The sequence below is a fragment of the Streptacidiphilus rugosus AM-16 genome, from assembly GCF_000744655.1.
GTDB lineage: Bacteria > Actinomycetota > Actinomycetes > Streptomycetales > Streptomycetaceae > Streptacidiphilus > Streptacidiphilus rugosus.
The window spans coordinates 3728016-3746683 of record NZ_JQMJ01000004.1 but is presented as its reverse complement, the minus strand read 5'-3'; the positions used below and the strand labels follow the sequence as shown (position 1 = coordinate 3746683).

Annotated in this window: 17 protein-coding genes; 2 read left to right on the top strand and 15 right to left on the bottom strand. The window is 71.3% G+C overall.

The features are described from left to right. Positions 1–16 precede the first annotated feature (16 nt). The 8 genes from BS83_RS46640 to BS83_RS25925 all read right to left on the bottom strand — a co-directional run bounded on the left by BS83_RS46640 (position 17) and on the right by BS83_RS25925 (position 7460). Complete coding sequence (locus BS83_RS46640) at positions 17–982, bottom strand: glycine betaine ABC transporter substrate-binding protein (RefSeq protein ID WP_051943945.1); 966 nt, start codon at positions 980–982, stop codon at positions 17–19. 47 nt (positions 983–1029) lie between these two features. Next, a complete protein-coding gene (locus BS83_RS25955) occupies positions 1030–1794 on the bottom strand; it encodes an ABC transporter permease (protein WP_051945563.1) in 765 nt (254 codons plus the stop codon). Next, positions 1794–2516: an ABC transporter permease gene (locus BS83_RS25950; protein ID WP_232248489.1), complete on the bottom strand. Its 723-nt coding sequence runs from the start codon at positions 2514–2516 to the stop codon at positions 1794–1796. Before BS83_RS25950 ends, BS83_RS25955 begins: the two co-directional genes overlap by 1 nt. Continuing rightward, positions 2513–3637, bottom strand: coding sequence for an ATP-binding cassette domain-containing protein (locus BS83_RS25945; RefSeq protein WP_037605962.1), 1125 nt, complete (start codon positions 3635–3637; stop codon positions 2513–2515). The genes BS83_RS25950 and BS83_RS25945 overlap by 4 nt, the downstream gene beginning before the upstream one ends. A gap of 164 nt (positions 3638–3801) precedes the next feature. Next, positions 3802–4557: a dienelactone hydrolase family protein gene (locus BS83_RS25940; protein WP_037605961.1), complete on the bottom strand. Its 756-nt coding sequence runs from the start codon at positions 4555–4557 to the stop codon at positions 3802–3804. Between the two features lie 19 nt (positions 4558–4576). Next, on the bottom strand, positions 4577–4969 hold the full coding sequence (locus tag BS83_RS25935) for a nuclear transport factor 2 family protein (RefSeq protein WP_037605960.1): 393 nt from the start codon (positions 4967–4969) through the stop codon (positions 4577–4579). Between the two features lie 81 nt (positions 4970–5050). Continuing rightward, positions 5051–6874, bottom strand: a complete 1824-nt coding sequence (locus tag BS83_RS25930; protein WP_037605959.1) for a chloride channel protein — start codon at positions 6872–6874, stop codon at positions 5051–5053. Positions 6875–6965: 91 nt separating this feature from the next. Next, positions 6966–7460, bottom strand: coding sequence for a MarR family winged helix-turn-helix transcriptional regulator (locus BS83_RS25925; protein WP_037605958.1), 495 nt, complete (start codon positions 7458–7460; stop codon positions 6966–6968). Between the two features lie 91 nt (positions 7461–7551). On the opposite strand from BS83_RS25925, the gene BS83_RS25920 reads away from it, so the two are divergent. Further along, a complete protein-coding gene (locus BS83_RS25920) occupies positions 7552–7914 on the top strand; it encodes a hypothetical protein (RefSeq protein ID WP_157597315.1) in 363 nt (120 codons plus the stop codon). Positions 7915–7944: 30 nt separating this feature from the next. Here the strand turns inward: BS83_RS25920 and BS83_RS25915 are convergent, their stop codons facing one another. From BS83_RS25915 to BS83_RS25900, 4 genes are all read right to left on the bottom strand, one after another. Further along, complete coding sequence (locus tag BS83_RS25915; protein ID WP_084715094.1) at positions 7945–8871, bottom strand: ROK family protein; 927 nt, start codon at positions 8869–8871, stop codon at positions 7945–7947. Positions 8872–8949: 78 nt separating this feature from the next. Continuing rightward, positions 8950–9768 (bottom strand): carbohydrate ABC transporter permease, encoded by an 819-nt coding sequence (locus BS83_RS25910; RefSeq protein ID WP_037605956.1) that lies wholly within the window; start codon positions 9766–9768, stop codon positions 8950–8952. A 2-nt stretch (positions 9769–9770) separates the two neighbouring features. Next, entirely contained in the window at positions 9771–10733 is a 963-nt protein-coding gene (locus BS83_RS25905) for a carbohydrate ABC transporter permease (protein WP_408641035.1), read from the bottom strand. A gap of 81 nt (positions 10734–10814) precedes the next feature. Beyond that, on the bottom strand, positions 10815–12086 hold the full coding sequence (locus BS83_RS25900; RefSeq protein ID WP_037605954.1) for an extracellular solute-binding protein: 1272 nt from the start codon (positions 12084–12086) through the stop codon (positions 10815–10817). A 386-nt stretch (positions 12087–12472) separates the two neighbouring features. On the opposite strand from BS83_RS25900, the gene BS83_RS25895 reads away from it, so the two are divergent. Next, positions 12473–14788 carry a discoidin domain-containing protein gene (locus BS83_RS25895; protein WP_157597314.1) on the top strand — a complete coding sequence of 772 codons (2316 nt, stop codon included), beginning with the start codon at positions 12473–12475 and terminating at the stop codon, positions 14786–14788. 30 nt (positions 14789–14818) lie between these two features. Here the strand turns inward: BS83_RS25895 and BS83_RS25890 are convergent, their stop codons facing one another. The 3 genes from BS83_RS25890 to mmsA all read right to left on the bottom strand — a co-directional run bounded on the left by BS83_RS25890 (position 14819) and on the right by mmsA (position 18584). Continuing rightward, complete coding sequence (locus BS83_RS25890; protein WP_198035299.1) at positions 14819–15607, bottom strand: SAM-dependent methyltransferase; 789 nt, start codon at positions 15605–15607, stop codon at positions 14819–14821. Positions 15608–15777: 170 nt separating this feature from the next. After that, entirely contained in the window at positions 15778–17049 is a 1272-nt protein-coding gene (mmsB, locus tag BS83_RS25885; RefSeq protein ID WP_037605952.1) for a multiple monosaccharide ABC transporter permease, read from the bottom strand. After that, complete coding sequence (mmsA, locus tag BS83_RS25880) at positions 17046–18584, bottom strand: multiple monosaccharide ABC transporter ATP-binding protein (protein ID WP_037605951.1); 1539 nt, start codon at positions 18582–18584, stop codon at positions 17046–17048. The genes mmsB and mmsA overlap by 4 nt, the downstream gene beginning before the upstream one ends. Positions 18585–18668: the final 84 nt, after the last annotated feature.

Genomic DNA, 18668 nt, shown 5'->3' with positions numbered 1-18668 from the left:
CCCGACCCGGCGGCGGTCAGCCGTTCCTGGCCAGGTCGGCGATCGACACCAGGTGGTACTTGTCGGCCGTGGCCTTGGTCACGACGATGGCGTCCTTGTCCTGGGCGCTGGACTGGTCGAGCACCGTGAGCGGGGCCGGGACGGCCTTCTGCAGGGCCGCGTAGACGTCGGCCGAGGAGACCGCGGTGGCCTTCGGGTCGAAGTACTGCAGCAGCACGCCGCTGTACTCGGGGATCAGGTCGATCGAGCCGTCCTTCAGGCCGGGGATGTAGGTCTCCCTGCTCCCGATGTTCAGCCGGGTGCTGACGTTGGCGCCCTGCGCGCGCAGGGCCTCGGCGTAGATCTGGGCGAGCAGCACGCTCTCCTGGAAGTTCGCCGAGCCGACCTTGACCGAGACGCCCGACGCGCCGGTGCCGGCGGTGTCCAGCCCCTCCTGCGCGAGCCAGGCCTTGGCGACCGCGGCCGGATCCTGCTTCTCGGTGATGACCTTCACGTCGAGGGCGGCGAGGGTCGGGGTGTCGAGCTTGTCGGAGACCGCCTTGAGCGCGGCGGTGACGCCCGGGGTCGCCTTGGCCTTGTTGATCAACGGCAGCACGTTCTGCGCGGCGTAGAGGTTCTTCGGGTCCTGCAGCACGACGAAGTTGTCGGCCGCGATCGAGGGATCGGTGGTGAAGATGTCGCCCGCGTCGATCTGACCGCTCTTCAGCGCGTTGATGGTCAGCGGACCTCCGGCGTCCAGGGACTTGTACGAGCCGAACACCACCCCGTAGACCCGCTCCAGACCGGGGACGCCGTCGGTGCGGGTCTTGAACTCCGGTGAGCCGCCCAGGATCAGCGTCGAAGCGACGGTCGCCCCGCCGGTCGCGGCGGCGGTGCCGCCGGTGCCGGAGAGCCCGCTGGCGCCGCTGCTGCCGCTGCTGCCGCAGGCGGAGAGCGCCAGCGCGGTGACCGCGCCGAGGGCGAGCGTGAGGGCCTTCTTCATGGATGCTCCTGACGTGAGGGGAGGGAGGTCACGCGGGTCACGCGGGGTCATGCGGTGTGCGTGGCAGGCGGCGGGGCTTTGGTGGGCTCGGCGACGCCGGTCTCGCCGGGGACGTCGGCGCGGCCGGGCGCGGCGCCCTTCGGGAAGCGGCCGGAGACGCCGCGCGAGACCGAGTAGCGCTGGGCCACCGCGAGGACCAGGTCCACCGCGACGGCCAGCAGGGCCACCAGCAGCGCGCCCGCGTTCCGCTCGGCGAAGTTCTGGCTGGCCTGCCCGTCGTAGACGAAGCGGCCCAGCCCGCCGAGGCCGAGATACGCGGCGACGGTGGCGGTCGCGATGACCTGGAGGGCGGCGCTGCGCAGGCCGGAGAAGATCAGCGGCAGCGCGTTGGGCAGCTCGACCCGCCGCACCACCTGGCCCCCGCGCATGCCCATCCCGGCCGCCGCGTCGCGCACCGCGGGGTCGACGTTGTCGACCCCGGCGAAGGTGTTGGACAGGATCGGCGGGATCGCCAGCAGCACCAGCACGATCTCCGTCGGCACCAGGTAGACCGTGTCGCCCCGGCCGTGGATGTGCGGGGCCAGCATCACGTAGAGCAGGATCAGCAGGCCCACCACGGGCAGCGCGCGCATCGCGTTGGCCGCCGTGATCAGCCACCGGCCGCGCCCGGTGTGACCGATCAGCAGCCCGGCGGGCAGGGCCAGCACCGTGGCGATCACCAGGGCGATCAGGGCGTACTGCAGATGAGCGGCCAACTGGTCGAAGACGCCCCCGGGCGCGGTCCAGTTGCCCGGGTCGTTCAGCCATGCCATCACGAGCGGCCCACCGCCCTGCGCCACGGGGTGAGCAGCCAGGTCCCGCCCACCACCAGCAGGTCGAAGACCAGCGCCAGCAGCACGCACAGCACGATGCCCAGGGTGATCGGCGGATAGTAGGGGCTGCCGACCGAGAGCTGGAACCCGGTCGTGAACAGCTGGCCCAGCTCGGGAACGCCGATGGTGCCGGCCACGGCGACCAGGCTGACGTTCGCCACCACGGCCACCCGCACCCCGGCCGCGATCACCGGCACCGCGAGCGGCAGCTCGACCCGCCACAGCCGCTGACGCCTGGTCAGCCCCATCGCGGTGGCGGCCTGCGCGACATCCTCGGGAACCGCCGCGAGGCCGTCCGCCACCACCCGGACCAGCAGCGCCACCGTGTAGACGGTCAGCGCCACCGCGACGTTGATCGGGTCGAGGATCTGGGTGCCGATGATGCTCGGCATGGAGACGAACAGCGCGATCGAGGGGATGGTGTAGAGCAGGCCCGCGGCGGTGACCAGCGGCGGATAGGTCCACCGGTGCCGGTGGGCCAGCCAGCCGAGCGGAAGCGAGATCAGCAGGCCCAGCACGACCGGCAGCGCGGAGAGCCAGGCGTGGTAGCCGAGCCAGGTCAGCACCTCGCTGCGGTGCTCGCTGAAGTACCCGAACATGCCGAGCGGCGAGGAGTCCACGGCGAACACGGCCGTCACCGGGGCCGGCGGCGGTGCGGTCACGTCGCCGCACCTCCCCGGCTGCGGCGCTGGTCCTCGATCCGGGTCAGCACCTCCGAGGCCGCGACCGTGCCCAGCAGCCGGCCGGAGGCGTCGACGATCACCCCGCGGCCGCTCGGCGAGGAGAGCGCGGCGTCCAGGGCCTCGCGCAGGGTCGCGTTCTCGGTGGCGAGGGTGCCGCCGAGGTTCAGCCGCTCCGGGGCCACCTGGCCGGGGGCCGCCCCGGCGGCGGGCCCGTCCGTGCGGAGCCATCCCTGCGGCCGGTCCTCCGCGTCGGTGACCAGGACCCATCCCTCCTCGGCCGCCTCCCCGGCCCGCTCGAACTCCGCCCCGAGCCTGACCGAACGCTCCTGACGGATCGGCAGCTCGCCGGCGACGGCGAAGCCGAGGGCGCGGTAGCCGCGGTCACGGCCCACGAAGCCGGCCACGAAGGCGTCCGCAGGATCGGAGAGCAGCTCGGCGGGCGGCGCGAGCTGGGCGAGACGGCCGCCCGCCCTGAGCACCGCGACCCGGTCGCCGAGCTTGATGGCCTCGTCGATGTCGTGCGTGACGAAGACGATGGTCTTGCCGAGCTCGCCCTGGAGCCGCAGGAACTCGTTCTGCAACTGCTCCCTGACCACCGGGTCGACGGCGCTGAACGGCTCGTCCATCAGCATCACCGGCGGGTCGGCCGCCAGGGCCCTGGCCACCCCCACGCGCTGCTGCTGGCCGCCGGAGAGCTGGGCCGGGTAGCGGGCCGCGAAGTGGTCGGGCAGCCCGACGCGCTCCATCAGCTCCCTGGCACGGGCGCGGGCCTGCTTCCTGTCGTGGCCGAGCAGTTCGGGCACCGTGGTGATGTTGTCCAGCACGGTGCGGTGCGGGAAGAGCCCGGCGTGCTGGATCACGTAGCCGATGCCCCGGCGCAGCTGGTGCGTGGGAACCGAGGCGGCGTCGCGGTCGTCGAGCCAGATCCGGCCGCCGGTCGGCTCGATCATCCGGTTGATCATGCGCAGGCTCGTGGTCTTGCCGCAGCCCGAAGGGCCGACCAGCACGGTGATCTCGCCGGAGGGGGCGACCAGATCGAGCCGGTCGACCGCGACCGTGCCGTCCGGGTACGCCTTGGTGACCGATTCGAACCGGATCACCTGGCGTTCCCCGGGACTGCCTCACACGCGCACCACCGCAGCTCGTTCATGGATTCCATCGAACTGCGCGCTGCGCCCGGGGCGCGGGCGGCGCGCTCGAAGGCGTACGCCGAGCGGGTGAGCCGGAGGCTGCGGGCGTACGGCCGTTCGAGCGCGCCGGGTGGTCACAGGTTCCGGCCGAACAGGTCCAGCAGGGCGGCCCAGTGGCGCTCGGCGGCCTGCTCGTCGTACTTGTCGGTGTCGGCCATGGTGTAGCCGTGCTGGGCGCCGGGGTACAGCTCGGCGGTGTGCCTGACCCCGGCCTCGGTGAGGGCCTTGGCGAGACCGGCCTGCTGCTCGGGGGTGTTGCCGCCGTCGTCGTCGGCGTGGCCGAAGTACAGCTCCGCGGTGACGTCGGGGGCGACCAGGTGCGGGCTGTCGGGCGCGTCGGTGAACAGCCGCCCGCCGTGGAAGCCGGCCGCGGCCGCGACCCGGTCGGAGTGGCGGCCCGCGGTCAGCAGGGCCAGGCGGGCGCCCATGCAGTAGCCGGTGACCCCGACCGGGCGGCCGTCGCTCTCGGGACGCGCGGCCAGCCAGGTCAGGTACGCGTCCGCGTCGGAGACCGCGGCGTCCGGAGTCAGCGTGGCGATCATCGGCATCAGCGGGGCGAACAGGCCCTCGCGGTTCTCCCCGCCGATGAAGTCGGGCAGCTCGATCACGGGGGTGCGGGCGCTGCGGTAGAAGACGTTGGGCGCCAGCACGGTGTAACCGGCGGCGGCGAGCCGGTCGGCCATCTTCCGCAGCTGCGGGCGCAGGCCGAACGCGTCCATGTAGAACAGCACGGACGGGTGGGCCGCCCCGTCGTCCGGGTGGGTGAAGTAGGCGTCGGCGGTGCCGTCGGCCGTGCGGATCTCGACGGTGGACCCCTGCACAGCGGTCATGGCGTTGTCCCTCTCTGGTTCAGCCTGCCGAAGGGAACGGTGCTTCGGCGAGGTTCAGGGCGCGGGTGCGGTCGGTGAAGTCGCGGATCTGGACGACCCGGTCGTCCTTCAGGCGGAAGAGACGGTACAGCAGCGCGGAGGAGCCGGAGTCCGCGGCCGGGCGGGTGATCCGCAGGCCGAGGACGACACCGGCGGGAAAGCTGAACAGCTCCTCGACCTCGGTGCGGTAGCCGAGCTCGCGGCGGTCCCGGTACCAGGCCAGGGCCGCGTCCGAGCCGGTGCCGGCCGGCTCGAAGGGGTCGAGCGGCTGGAAGTGGACGTCCGGGTGGAACAGCGCGGCCAGCGTGCCGCTGTCGCCCTCGTGCAGGGCGGTGCGGAGCCTGGCGGCGATCGCCGCGGGGTAGATGATCACGTGGGGCTCCTCGGGCGGTGGTCGGTTCGGGGAAGGCGTGCGCGCCCGGGGTCGGATTCGGGCCGACGCCGGGCGCGGGTCTCAGGCGGCCTCGGCCCGCGCGGGGGCGGCGGCCGGGACGGGGTCGGCGTCCGCCTGGCGGGGCAGGACGCGCTCGCGGTGGTGCTCCTCGGTCAGGTCGTGGAGCCTGGCGTGCAGCAGATGACGCAGGGTGATGACGCCGGTCGGCCGCCGGGTCGCCGGATCGATCACGGGGGCGCTGCTGAGGCCGGTCTCCGCGAAGAGGTACGCCACCTGACGCAGGGTGTGGTTCGGGTGCACCGCCAGGCGGCAGGGCAGGGTGGCCTCGCGGACCGTCCCCGGAACGGTGTGCGGCGAGCTGACCTCGGTCAGGCGGCGCCGGGTGGTGACGCCGACCAGGGTGCCGTCCAGGGTGTCGACGACGGGGAGCAGCGCGTTGCCGGGTCCGGTGAGGGCGCGCAGCCGCTCCGGGGTGACGTCGTCGTGCTCGGTGAGCGCGTCGGCGTGGTCGAACGGGAGCATCACCTCGCGGGCGAAGAAGGTCTCCAACGGGTCGGTGGAGTACTCACGGGTGAGGTGCAGCCCGCGGCGGGCGATCTTCTCGGTCAGGACCGAGCGCTTCAGCACCAGCGCGGACAGCGCGTAGGCCGCGGTGGAGGCGACCACGAGGGGGAGCAGCGTCCCCCAGGCGTGCGTGAGTTCGAGGGTGAACACCACACCGGTGAGCGGGGAGCGCATCACGCCGCCCACCACGGCGGCCAGTCCGAGGATCGCCCAGAAGCCGGGGATCGTGTGCGGGAAGGCCATGCCCTCCCAGGCTCCGAGCGCGCCGCCGATCATGAAGACCGGCGCGAGCACACCGCCGGACGTGCCCGAGCCGAGCGAGAGCGACCAGATCAGCGTCTTGACCGTGAGGATGCCGACGATCAGGCCCAGCGTGGCCCGGCCGGTGAGCAGTTGGTCGATGACGTCGTAGCCGACGCCCAGGGCGCGCGGTTCGACCAGGCCGCCGAGACCGATGATCAGTCCGCCGATGGCGGGCCACCACATCCAGTGGAACGGCAGCCGCGCGAAGGCGTCCTCGGCGCGGTAGACCAGCCAGGTCGCGGCGACGGCCAGGGCGCCGCCGGTCAGTCCGACCACGGCGGCCAGCAGGTCGAGGGTCGGGTTCAGATGCAGCCCCGAGGTGTCGACGGGGAAGACCGGTGCGGTGCCCAGCAGGGAGCCCCGGCAGACCGTGGCGACGGCGACGGCCGCGACGACCGGCACGAAGCTGCGCGGCCGCCACTCGAACAGCAGCAGCTCGACCGCGAGCAGGATCGCGGCCAGCGGCGAGTTGAAGGTCGCCGCCATGCCGGCGGCCGCGCCGGAGACGAGCAGCGTCTTGCGCTCGTTCGCGGTCAGGTGCAGCAGCTGCGCCATGATCGAGCCGATCGCGCCGCCGGTCATGATGATCGGCCCTTCGGCGCCGAACGGGCCGCCGGTGCCGATGCTGATCGCCGCGGAGACGGGCTTGAGCACCGCGACCTTGGGCTGGACCCGGCTGCCCCCGGTGAGGATCGCCTCGATCGCCTCGGGCATGCCGTGCCCGCGTATCTTCTCGGAGCCGTAGCGGGCCATGCCGCCGATCAGCAGACCGCCGACCACGGGCGCGCCGAGCACCAGCCACCAGGGGTGGTGCACCGAGCCGGGGGCGATCAGGGCGCTGCTCCAGCGCTGGTAGAAGACCAGATTGGTGACCAGCCCGATCAGCCGCAGCAGGGCGAGCGCGGCGATCGAGCCGGTGCCGCCGACGACGAGCGCCAGGGCGGTGATCAGCAGCATCCGGGGGCGGGCGGTGAAGTCGCCGAGATGGACCGGCTTGGAGGCGTGCGCGGTACGCATGTTGCTCCGGTTCTCTTCAGGGGCAGGGGTGAGCCGGCCCACGTCGTGCGCTGGTCGACGTCGTGGGCCCGGCCGACCGTGGTCGGGCGCGTCAGAGCGGGACGGGACCGTGCAGGTCGGCCGCGTAGTCCTCGCCCACGACGTGGTGGAAGGCGTCCAGTCCGTCCGCGGTGGCGGCGCGGAGTTCGGCCGGGATCCGGGACAGGATCCGGGCGAGCTCCTGCTCGCGCCAGCGCAGCACCTGGTCGACCAGGGTCTGGCCGAGCGGGGCCAGCTCCAGGGTGACCACGCTGCGGTGATGCGGGTCCGATCCGCGCAGCACGTGACCCGAACCGACCAGCCGGTCCGCCAGTCGGGTGACCGAGGACGCGCCGAGGCCGAGGGTTCGCGCCACAGTGGAGGAAGGGCACCGCCCGAGGTCGTCGAGCGCGAGGAGCATCCGCATCTGTGGCAGTGAGATGCCGCCGCCCGCGGCCTCCAGGCTGTGCAGGGCCACGCCGATCAGATCGCGGGTCGCGCGCTGGAACGCCTGGATCTCGTCCGCGCCGGGGGTCGCCTGCGGGGGTCGAGTCGCTGGAATCGCCATGACAGAAGTATTGCATGCACGAAGGGTTGCATCGACGTAGACTTGTCTACTGCAAGGCTGCGACACGAGTGGAGATTGAGAGGTGGCCGCCATGCCCCGTGAGTCCTCGGCTCGTCCTGCGCCGGAACCCCAGGTCAGCCCCGCCCTGCACCGAGCCAGGGAACTGCTGCTGGCCGCGGTGGCGGAGGGCGGTACGGCCCGCCTGGCGCACATCTGTCTCGACGCCTGGGACGGCGGGGACGCCGTCGCGGCGGGCATGGGCCTCGGCGCCCTGCTCCGCGCGCTGCCGGACATGGGACCGCTCACGGCCCACGAGATCCTCGTCCACCTGCACGCGACCGACGACACGCGGGTGGGCGACCTCACCCAGGAGCAGCGGGTCGCGCTGCCCTCCGCCCTGGCCCGTGCCCGGCGGCCAAGGACGGCCCCGCCGGACGAGGCCCGCTCGGCGTAACCGGGCCGGCAGGCGGGCGGCCCCGGTCCGTCAGGACGAGCGGGCCTCGCGGGCCGCCGACCGCACCGGTCCGGAGACCGCGAGCAGCCGTCGGCGTGGGGAGCGGGGCGCGCGGCGCGCCTGCCGCAGGTCGAGCGCCAGCAGGCCCGCGCCGAGGCTGCCGGCCCGGCGGCCGAGCGCGGCGGCGGTGACCTCGGGGACGGTCTGGAAGGTGAGCCGCTGCGCCAGGGCTGCGCGCAGGGGGTCGAAGAGGGCCGGACCGGTGCGGGCGAGCTCGCCGCCGAGGACGATCCGCCGGGGGTCCAGCAGCGTGGCGCCCGCCGCGAGGCCGTCCGCGAGCGCGTCCACGGCCTCGCGCCAGATCCCGGCCGCCACCGGGTCGCCCTCCCGAGCCAGCAACGCCACCTGATCGGCCGTCACCGCATCGCCCGCGGCCTCCCGGTAGCGCCGGGCGATCGCGGAGGCGGAGGCGACCGTCTCCAGGCAGCCCCGGTTGCCGCAGCGGCACGCGTCCCCGCCCGGCCTGACCACCAGATGGCCGAGCTCGCCCGCGCCGCCGTGCCCGCCGCGCAGGGTCCTGCCGTCCAGCAGGATCGCCGCGGCGATCCCGGTGCCGACCGGCACGTAGAGGAACGAGCGGCAGCCCCGACCCGCGCCGAGCCTGGCCTCGGCGAGCCCACCGGCCCTGACGTCGTGGCCGAGTGCCACCGGGAGGCCGAGCTCCTCCTCCAGCCATCGCTGCACCGGCACGTCCCGCCAGCCCAGATGGGCGGCGAAGACGCAGACGCCGGTCGTCTCGTCGACCACGCCGGGGACCGCGATGCCGGCGGCGACCGGCCGGTGACGCGCCGCCAGGGTTCCGGCGAGCGTCAGGATGTTCTCGACCACCGCGTCGGGTCCCCGCTCGGCCCCGGTCTCGGCGGCGGCCGTGTGCAGCACACTGCCGTCCGCCGCCATCACGGCGGCCTCGATCCGCGCGCCGCCCACCTCCAGGGCGAGGACGGCCTCGCCCCCGGCTCCGCTCACCTGCGCTTCCTATTTCACGGATCCGGCGGTGAGGCCGGAGACGACGTGGCGTTCGATGGAGGCGAAGAGGATGACGACGGGGATGATCGCGACGACGGAGGCGGCGAACATGTAGTTCCACTGGGGGTTGTAGGCGCCGATCATGGAGTCGATGCCGACGGTGAGGGGTTGTTTGGAGGGGGTGTTGATGAGGATCAGGCCCATGATGAATTCGTTCCAGGCCGTGATGAAGGTGAAGATCACGCAGGTGACGACGCCGGGGAGGGCGAGGGGGAGGGTGACCTTGAAGAGGGCGCCGATGCGGCTGGTGCCGTCGATCATGGCGGCCTCCTCCAGTTCGGCGGGGATGGAGGAGATGTAGGCGGACAGGATCCAGACCGCGAAGGCGAGGTTGAAGGCGGCGTTGGCGATGATCAGGGTGAGGTCGGAGTCCATCATGCCGAGCGAGGTGAATTCGCGGGCGAGGCCGACCTGGAGGGCGGCGGGCTGGAACATCTGGGTGACCAGGACCAGCAGGAGGAAGAGTTTGCGGCCGCGGAAGCGGATGCGGGCGGTGTAGTAGGCGGCCGGGAGGGCGACGAGCAGGGTCAGTGCGGTGGCGCCGGCGGCGACCAGGAGGGAGACCTGGAGGTTCTGGCCGATGGTGGTGTGGGACCAGACGTCGAGGAAGTTGCCCCATTGGAAGTGGTGGGGGAGGTAGCCGTTGTCGCGTAGTTCGCCGGCGGGGCGGACGGCGGTGAGGACCATTTCGGCGTAGGGGGCCAGGAAGGCCAGGGCCAGGAGCCAGGCGAGGGTGGCCAGGGCGGTCTTCTTGAGGGTGGCGGGCATGGTCAGCTCTCCTCGTTCCAGCGGCTGACCTTGAGGAAGAGCAGCACCATGGCGATGACGACGGCGAAGTTGACGACGGACATGGCGGCGGATTCGCCGACGTCGGTCTGGCCGAGGATGAACATGAAGACCGTCGAGGTGGAGGTGTCGGTGTTGGGTCCGCCCTGGGTCATGCCCCAGATGACGGGGAAGGAGTTGAAGACGTTGATGAGGTTGATGACGAGGGCGACCAGGAAGGAGGGGCGGAGCAGGGGGAGGGTGATTTTGAGGTAGGTCTGCCAGGTGGTGGCGCCGTCGACGCGGGCGGCTTCGTAGACCTCGCCGGGGACGGTCTGCAGGCCGGCGAGGAGGGTGTAGGTGGTGAAGGGGAGGGAGACGAAGACGGCGACCAGGATGAGCCAGGGTTTGGAGTGGGCGGCGTCGCCGGTCCAGTTCTGGGCGCTGTGGATGAGGTGGAGGTCGAGCATGAGGCGGTTGAGGACGCCGGCGACCTCGTCGAGCATCCAGCGGAAGCCGATGGAGGTGACGATGACGGAGGCGGCCCAGGGGATGATCAGGGCCCAGCGGGTGTATTTGCGGCCGGGGAAGTTCTGGTTGTAGAGCTGGGCCAGGGCCAGGGAGATGACCATGGTGAAGCCGACGACCAGGACGGTCCAGACCAGGGTCCACAGCATGACGGTGCCCAGGCGGGGGTCGCTGAAGAGTTTCTGGTAGCGGCCGATGCCGTTGAAGCCGAAGTCGATGCCGAGGCCGCTGATCTTGTGGGTCGAGGTCAGCACCATCTCGACGACGGGCCAGACCACCACCAGCAGGATCAGCGCGATGCACGGACCGATCCAGGGCAACGGACCCAACCGGGCCAGACTGTTACGCCCACCCGCGGCCGAGGCTCTGACGGCTTTCGCCGCTGCGGGGCGGGGCGGGGCGGCCGGTGACGGCGCGAGGGCGGCGGACTCTTCGGACACGGGCACGTTCTCCTGCGGGGTCGGGACAGGCCGGCGGGGCGGCGGGACGCGCTGTCGGCTCGCGTCCCGCCGCTTCGCTTGTTACTGGCCGGCCGAGGTGGCGGCGGTCTGCAGGGTGGTCAGGACGCCCTGCGGGTCCTTGAGCGCGCCGCCGATCTGGGTCTTGACCTGCGCGTTGACGGTGTCCCAGGCCGGGTTGGAGACCGGCACGAACTGCGCGGCGGGCAGCGCCTTCAGGAACGGGACCAGCGCCGGGACGTCCGAGCTGACCTGCGTGACAGCGTCGTTGGTGACCGGGAGGAGGTTGTACTCCTCGTCGAACTTGACCTGGTTGTCCTTCTGGAAGGCGAAGTCGAGGAACGCCTTGATCTGCGCGGCGTGGCCGCCCGACTTGAAGCCGTAGATCCAGTCGCCCACGCCCAGGGTCTGCGGGGTGCCGCCGGCCTGCGCGGTGGGCAGCGACGCCCAGGTCACGTCCAGGTTGTTCTTCTTGATGTCGTCCAGCTGGATCGGCATGCCGTTGAGCATGCCGACCTTGCCCGAGGCGAAGTCGGCGTACAGGTCGGTGCGCTTGACCGAGCCCGGGTCCTTCTCGGTCAGGCCCGCGTCCACCCACTTGCCCAGCTGCTTGAACGTGGCCACGTTCGCGGCCGAGTTGATCACCCACTTGCCGCTCGCGTCGACGTAGCCGCCGCCGTTGTTCATCTCCCACATGAACGACTCGGCCTGCGCCTCCTCCGAGCCCAGCGGCAGACCCAGCGGGATCGACACCCCGGCGGCCTTCATCTTGGTGGCGGCGGTCTCCACGTCGGCCCAGGTCTTCGGCGCGACGGCCTGGTTGCCGTTCATCGGCAGACCGGCCTTCTTCCACAGCGCGTTGTTGATCAGGAACGCGCGGGAGGAGGAGACGAACGGGACGCCGTAGGCGGTGCCGTTCTGCTGGCCGGCCTTGGCCAGCGCGGGGATCAGGTTGCTCTGGACCGAGGAGTCCAGCACGTCGTTGACCGTGTAGAGCAGGCCGCTCTGCGCGAAGCTCGCGTAGCCCGGGCCCTCGACGATGTCCGGGTACTGCTTGTTCTGGACCATCGTGGCGAGCTTGGTGGAGATGTCGTTCCAGTTGATCACCTGGAGGTCGACCTTGACCTTCGGGTTCGCCGTCTCGAAGGCCTTGACGACGCCGTCCCAGTACGCCTGGCTGGGGTTCTGGCCGTTGGACCCGTAGTCCGCGGCCACGAACTTGATCGTGGTGACACCGTCCGCGGAAGTGCCTCCGCCGCCGCTGCTGCTACAGGCCGTCAGCACGAGTGCGCTGCACGCGGCGAGGGCGGACACCGCCAGAAGGCGTCGGTTCATAGCTGGCTCCTTCGCCGAAGCGGCCTGACGGCCGACCTGCGGCAGTTCTGGTGAATTGTCAATCGGCTTCGGGAGCGATGCTAGGGAAACCGAGGCAGTCGTGAACAGATCTCCGTGCTCATTTCTGCATAACTTCTTCGTAACCTGATCAGAACCGAGCAGGGCAAGAGGGCGGCCCGCGTGCCCGCGATGCCATGGGACCCGCCGCCCGCCGGAGTCGGACCTGCACCACCGTAGCCCGAGGCTCCGGTCAAGTCGGCTGCGACGCAGGCCTCTTGTGCGGTGCGCATCGATGCCCAATACTGCGCATTGCTGCGCAAGAGGTCTAGACAACGCGCAGATGTGATCACTGTCATGCACCGTCCCTTCCAGTCCCAGGGCAGGCCATGCGATCCATCGGAGTTCTCCTCGCCGGCGCGTTGACCGCGCTCGCCTTACCGCTCGCCGCCGTGGCGACCGCGCCCCCGGCCGTCGCCGCGGCCCCCGCGCCGACGACGGTCCCCGCGCTCCAGCAGTGGACGGCCGGCACCGGCGCGTTCACCTTCGGCGCGGGCTCGCGCGTCGTCGTCGACCCCGCGTACGCCGCGCAGCTCGGCGGCGACGCCGCCACCTTCGCCGCCGACCTGTCGGCCTTGGAGGGCCGGACCGTCTCCGTGGTGCAGGGCACGCCCGCGGCCGGCGACGTCGAACTGACCCTGGGGGCCACCGGACTCCCCGCCGAGGGCTACCGGCTGACCGTCGGTTCGAGCGTCGTCGTGTCCGGGGCGAGCACGACCGGGGAGTTCTGGGGCACCCGCACCGTGCTGCAGCTCCTGCACCAGGCGCCCACCGTGGCGGCCGGGACCGCGCGCGACTGGCCGGTCAAGGCGGAGCGCGGCCTGATGATCGACACCGGGCGGAACTTCTTCCCGGTCGCCTGGGTCGAGAACCAGATCCGCGACATGGCGTACCTGAAGATGAACTACCTGCACCTGCACCTGTCGGACACCTTCGGCTTCCGTCTGGAGAGCAGTACGCACCCGGAGATCACCTCGGCGCAGCACTACTCCAAGCAGGACATCGCCGCCATCGTCGCCCTGGCCGACCGGTACCACGTCACCGTGGTCCCGGAGATCGACATGCCGGGCCACATGGACGCGATCCTCTCCGGCGAGCTGTCGGTCGGCAAGGACTACCGCCTCAAGGACAACAAGGGAAACGTCAGCTCGAGTTACATCGACCTGACGATACCCGGGGCCCGGCAGCTGATCAGCGATCTGATCCACGAGTACGAGCCGTTGTTCACCAACTCGGCCTACTGGCATCTCGGCGCGGACGAGTACGTCACCGACTACGCCTCCTATCCGCAACTGCTCAGCTACGCCCGGGCGAACTACGGCGCGAACGCCACCGCGAAGGACACCTACTACGGCTTCGTCAACTGGGCCGACTCGCTGGTGCGGGCTGGCGGCAGGACGATGCGGATGTGGAACGACGGGATCGACGCGGGCGACGGCACCCTCACCCCGAACGCCGACATCGTCGTCGAGTACTGGTACGACTACGGCGAGACCCCGCAGCAGCTGATCGACGCCGGGCACACCGTCGCCAACGAGTCCTGGGACCCGACCTACTACGTCTACGGCGGCGCGAAGCCGAACACCACGTGGATGTACGAGACCTGGAACCCCGACCTGTTCCAGGGGTCGAACACGATCACCGACCCGAGCCGGAACCTCGGCACGCTGCTGCACGTCTGGTGCGACAACCCCTCGGCGGAGACCGTCGACCAGACCGCCGCCGGCATCACGTACCCGCTGCGCGACCTGGCGCAGATGACCTGGGGCTCGCCGAAGCCGGTCAGCACCTACGCCGCCTTCGTGCCGCTGATGGACGCCGTCGGCCGCAACCCGCTGTGGGCCGGGCCGACCATCCCCGGCGACCTCGCCCAGGGCCGCCCCGCCACCGCCTCCAGCGTCGAGACCCCGGACTTCCCGGCCGGGAACGCGACCGACGGTGACACGGGCACCCGGTGGTCGAGCCAGTACGTCGATCCGACCTGGCTCCAGGTCGACCTCGGCAGTGTGCAGACCGTCAACCGGGTGGTGCTGGCCTGGGAGGCCGCGTACGGGAAGAACTACCAGATTCAGATGTCGACCGACGGGAGCACCTGGACCACGGTGTACACCCGCGCCAACGGCACCGGCGGCACGGAGACCCTGACCGGCTTCACCGGAACCGGCCGGTACATCCGGATGTACGGCACCGCGCGCGGCACCCAGTGGGGTTACTCGCTCTACGAGTTCGAGGTCTTCCACGACCAGGGCCAGCGGCCCGACCTTGCCCTGAACCGGCCGGCCACCGCCTCCTCGGTCGAGCCGAACACCGCCTTCACCGCCGCACTGGCCACCGACGGCGACGCGGCCACCCGCTGGTCCAGCGCCTACGCCGACCCGCAGTGGCTCCAGGTCGACCTCGGCGCCGTTTACGCGGTCGACGAGGTCAGGCTCAGCTGGGAGGCGGCCTACGGCAAGGCGTTCCAGATCCAGACCTCGGCCGACGGCAGCACCTGGACGACGATCTGGTCCACGACCACCGGGACCGGCGGCACCCAGGACCTGACCGGGCTCAGCGGGAGCGGACGCTACGTCCGCATGTACGGCACCGCGCGCGGCACCGGCTACGGCTACTCGCTGTGGTCCTTCCAGGTCTACGGGACCTGATCCCGCCCTCTCCCTGCCGCCTCCGCCGCGTCAGCGCTTGCGGCCCACGCCGACCGCGGCGAGGCGGAGGACCGGGTGGTCGTCGGGGGAGGGGGTGTCCGCGTCCGGCCGCCATTCGGGGACGGTGACGACGCCGGGTTCGAGCAGGTCGAGGCTGTCGAGGAAGGCCGCGACCTGCTCGTGCGTGCGGAACTGGCCGCGGCCGACGCCCTGGCGCAGCGCGGCCTCGGCCTCGGCGGTGTCGGCGTCGACCTCGGGGCCGGCGGTGGTGAGGTGGTGCACGAAGACGTAGCTGCCGGAGGGCAGCGCCTCGACGAGGGCGCGCACGATGCCGTACGGGTCCTCGTCGTCCAGGACGTAGTGCAGGATGCCGCACAGCAGCAGGCCGACCGGCCGGTCGAAGTCGATGTGGGCCCGCAGCGCCGGATCGGCCAGGAGCTCGGCGGGGTGGCGCAGGTCGCCGTCGGTGACCACGGTGCGTTTGTCGTCGGCGAGCAGCGCGCGGGCGTGGGCGAGCACGCTGGGGTCGTTGTCGACGTAGACGACCTGCGTGTCCGGGGCGATGCGCTGGGCCACCTGGTGCACGTTCTCCGCGGTCGGCAGACCGGAGCCGATGTCGATCAGCTGCCGCAGTCCGGCCTCGCGGACCAGGTGGTCGACCACGCGGCGCAGCACCGCCCGCTGCTGCTGGACCCCGAGGTGCACCTGCGGCAGCGCGATCGCGATCCGTTCGCCCAGCGTCCGGTCGGCCTCGTAGTTGTCCTTGCCGCCCAGCAGGTAGTCGTAGACGCGGGCGATGTTCGGAGGCGGCGAGCCCACGGGAGTCTCCACTCGGTGCGAGGTGTCGGCGTTCAGCCGACGATCATATGGGTGCCGGGCCGCGCTGGGGCAATCAGGGCCGACCCCCGTGCGCACGACAGTTGATTTCACGTCAGACACGGCGCAGGTCCCCGTCCACGGCGGCGGACGGGGACCTGCGCCGGCGCGGCTCAGCGGGCGCCCGCTCCCGAGCGGCGCTTGGTCCAGACGTCGAAGGCGACGGCCGCGAGCAGGACCAGGCCCTTGACCAGCATCACGCGCTCGCTCGGCGCGCCGACCAGCGACATGCCGTTGTTGATCACGCCCATGATCAGGCCGCCGGTGATCGCGCCGACGACCTTGCCGACACCGCCCTGGACCGCCGCGCCGCCGATGAACGCCGCCGCGATGGCGTCCAGTTCGAAGGAGTTGCCCGCGGTCGGGCCCGCCTGGTTCAGCCGCCCGGCGAAGATGACGCCCGCCAGCGCGGCCAGCACCCCCATGTTGACGAAGATCCAGAAGGTCACCGACTTGACCTTGATCCCGGACAGCGTGGCCGCCTGGAGGTTGCCGCCGATGGCGTAGATCTGGCGGCCGAACACCGCCCGGCTGCTGACCAGGGAGTAGCCCAGCACCAGGACCGCCAGCAGCACCAGCACCCACGGCAGGTTCCTGAACCTGGCCAGCTGCACCACCACGGCCATGATCACGAACGAGGCCGCCGCGATCCGCGCCGCGAACAGCGCGATCGGCTCGACGTCCTGCCCGTAGCCGATCCTGGCCCGCCGGGTGCGCCACTGCGTCGTGGCCAGTCCGGCGATCGCCACCAGGCCGACCAGCAGACTGAACAGGTCCGCGCCGCCCAGCGGGCCCAGGCCGATGTTGCCCAGGATCCCGCCGGTGAAGCCGTTCGACAGGGTCCGCACGCCGTCGGGGAACGGGCCGATGCCCTGGTCGCCCAGGACCGTCATGGTGAGCGCGCGGAACACCAGCATCCCGGCCAGGGTGACGATGAAGGCGGGAATCCCGAAGTACGCCACCCAGTAGCCCTGCCAGGCCCCGATCAGCCCGCCCGCCAGCAGCGTGAGCAGCACGGCCAGCGGCCACGGCACATGATGGTCGACCATCAGCACCGCCGACAGCGCCCCGGTCACCGCGACCACTGAACCGGCGGAGAGGTCGATATGACCGGCGATGATGACCAGGATCATCCCGATCGACAGGATCAGGATGTAGGAGTTCTGCACGATGATGTTGGAGATGTTCTCCGGCTGCAGCAGCTGACCGTCGGTCAGCACCGAGAACAGCGCCACGATCAGAGCGAACGCGATGTAGATGCCACTCTGCCGGAGGTTGACCGGCAGCCGCAGCCGCGTCAGCGGGCCGGTACGGGGCGCCGGGGCGGGCGCCGGGTCCGGCGCGGTGGCGAGGCCGGTGGCGGCCTCGGGTGCGACATCGCTCATCGCGCGTGCTCCTGTCCCATGGTCATGTAGTGCATCAGGCGCTCCTGGGTCGCCTCGGCCCGGTCCACCTCGCCGGTGATCCGGCCTTCGGCGAGGGCGTAGATCCGGTCGCAGAGGCCGAGCAGCTCGGGGAGCTCGGAGGAGATCACCAGCACCGCCCTGCCCTCGTCGGCGAGCCGGTTGATGAGGGTGTAGATCTCGTACTTGGCCCCGACGTCGATGCCGCGGGTCGGCTCGTCGAGGATCAGCACGTCGGGATCCGTGTAGATCCACTTGGAGAGCACGACCTTCTGCTGGTTGCCGCCGCTCAGCTTCCCGGTCACGCTCCGCACCGAGGGAGCCCTGATGTTCATGCTCAGCCGGAACCCGTCGGCGACGTCGCGCTCCCGGTGCTCGTCCACCCAGCCGCGGCGTGCCAGCTTGCGCAGCCCCGCCGCCGACACGTTGCGCTGGATGTCCTCGACCAGGTTCAGGCCGTACCGCTTGCGGTCCTCGGTGGCGTAGGCGAGGCCGTGGCGGATCGCCTCCCGTACCGTCCGCGCCTGGATCGGCCGGCCGTCCTTGACCAGCCGTCCGATGATGTCGACCCCGTAGGACCGGCCGAAGACGCTCATGGCCAGCTCGGTCCGGCCGGCGCCCATCAGGCCCGCCAGGCCGACGATCTCGCCCTGGCGCAGCGTCAGGTTCACGCCCGAGACGACCACCCGCCCGTGCTGCGTCGGACTGTGCACCGTCCAGTCCTCGATCCGCAGCACCTCCTCGCCGATCCGCGGCGTCCGCGGCGGGAAGCGGTGCTCCAGGTCGCGGCCGACCATCCCGGCGATGATGCGGCCCTCGGTCACCTCGTCCCGGTGCATGTCGAGGGTCTCGATCGTGCGGCCGTCCCTGATGATCGTGGTGGAGTCGGCGACCGCGGCGATCTCGTTGAGCTTGTGCGAGATGATCACGCAGGTGATACCGGACTCGCGCAGTCCGCGCAGCAGGTCGAGCAGGTGGGACGAGTCCTCGTCGTTGAGCGCGGCGGTCGGCTCGTCCAGGATCAGCAGCTTCACCTCCTTGGACAGCGCCTTGGCGATCTCCACCAGCTGCTGCTTGCCGACCCCGATGTCGAGCACCCGGGTCACCGGGCTCTCCCGCAGCCCGACCCGCTCCAGCAGCCGGGCCGCCTCGTGGTTGGTCCGGTTCCAGTCGATCAGGCCGCGGGAGGCCCGCTCGTTGCCGAGGAAGATGTTCTCGGCGATCGACAGCTGCGGGCACAGGGCCAGTTCCTGATGGATGATCACGATGCCCTGCTGCTCGCTGTCCCTGATCCCGGCGAAGCGGCAGGGCTGCCCGTCGAAGGTGATCTCGCCCTCGTAGCTGCCGTGCGGGTGGACCCCGGAAAGGACCTTCATCAGGGTCGACTTGCCCGCGCCGTTCTCGCCGCAGATCGCGTGGATCTCACCGCGGCGGACCGAGAGGTTGACCTGCTGCAGGGCTTTGACGCCGGGGAACGCCTTGGTGATGTCACGCATCTCGAGGATGACGTCGGTCATCTGGCTGCACCTTCTGTTCGGTTCGGCCCCGGCTCTGCGGCCTCGGGGCCCGAAGGCCCGCCGCCGGCGCGGTACGGGCGCCGG

What these genes read in the sequence shown, in the direction of transcription:
- BS83_RS46640 (WP_051943945.1), bottom strand. Translation starts at nt 982, where the DNA reads ATGAAGAAGGCCCTCACGCTCGCCCTCGGCGCGGTCACCGCGCTGGCG.
- BS83_RS25955 (WP_051945563.1), bottom strand. Translation starts at nt 1,794, where the DNA reads ATGGCATGGCTGAACGACCCGGGCAACTGGACCGCGCCCGGGGGCGTC.
- BS83_RS25940 (WP_037605961.1), bottom strand. Translation starts at nt 4,557, where the DNA reads ATGACCGCTGTGCAGGGGTCCACCGTCGAGATCCGCACGGCCGACGGC.
- BS83_RS25930 (WP_037605959.1), bottom strand. Translation starts at nt 6,874, where the DNA reads ATGCGTACCGCGCACGCCTCCAAGCCGGTCCATCTCGGCGACTTCACC.
- BS83_RS25925 (WP_037605958.1), bottom strand. Translation starts at nt 7,460, where the DNA reads ATGGCGATTCCAGCGACTCGACCCCCGCAGGCGACCCCCGGCGCGGAC.
- BS83_RS25920 (WP_157597315.1), top strand. Translation starts at nt 7,552, where the DNA reads ATGCCCCGTGAGTCCTCGGCTCGTCCTGCGCCGGAACCCCAGGTCAGC.
- BS83_RS25915 (WP_084715094.1), bottom strand. Translation starts at nt 8,871, where the DNA reads ATGGCGGCGGACGGCAGTGTGCTGCACACGGCCGCCGCCGAGACCGGG.
- BS83_RS25910 (WP_037605956.1), bottom strand. Translation starts at nt 9,768, where the DNA reads ATGCCCGCCACCCTCAAGAAGACCGCCCTGGCCACCCTCGCCTGGCTC.
- BS83_RS25900 (WP_037605954.1), bottom strand. Translation starts at nt 12,086, where the DNA reads ATGAACCGACGCCTTCTGGCGGTGTCCGCCCTCGCCGCGTGCAGCGCA.
- BS83_RS25895 (WP_157597314.1), top strand. Translation starts at nt 12,473, where the DNA reads ATGCGATCCATCGGAGTTCTCCTCGCCGGCGCGTTGACCGCGCTCGCC.
- mmsB (WP_037605952.1), bottom strand. Translation starts at nt 17,049, where the DNA reads ATGAGCGATGTCGCACCCGAGGCCGCCACCGGCCTCGCCACCGCGCCG.
- mmsA (WP_037605951.1), bottom strand. Translation starts at nt 18,584, where the DNA reads ATGACCGACGTCATCCTCGAGATGCGTGACATCACCAAGGCGTTCCCC.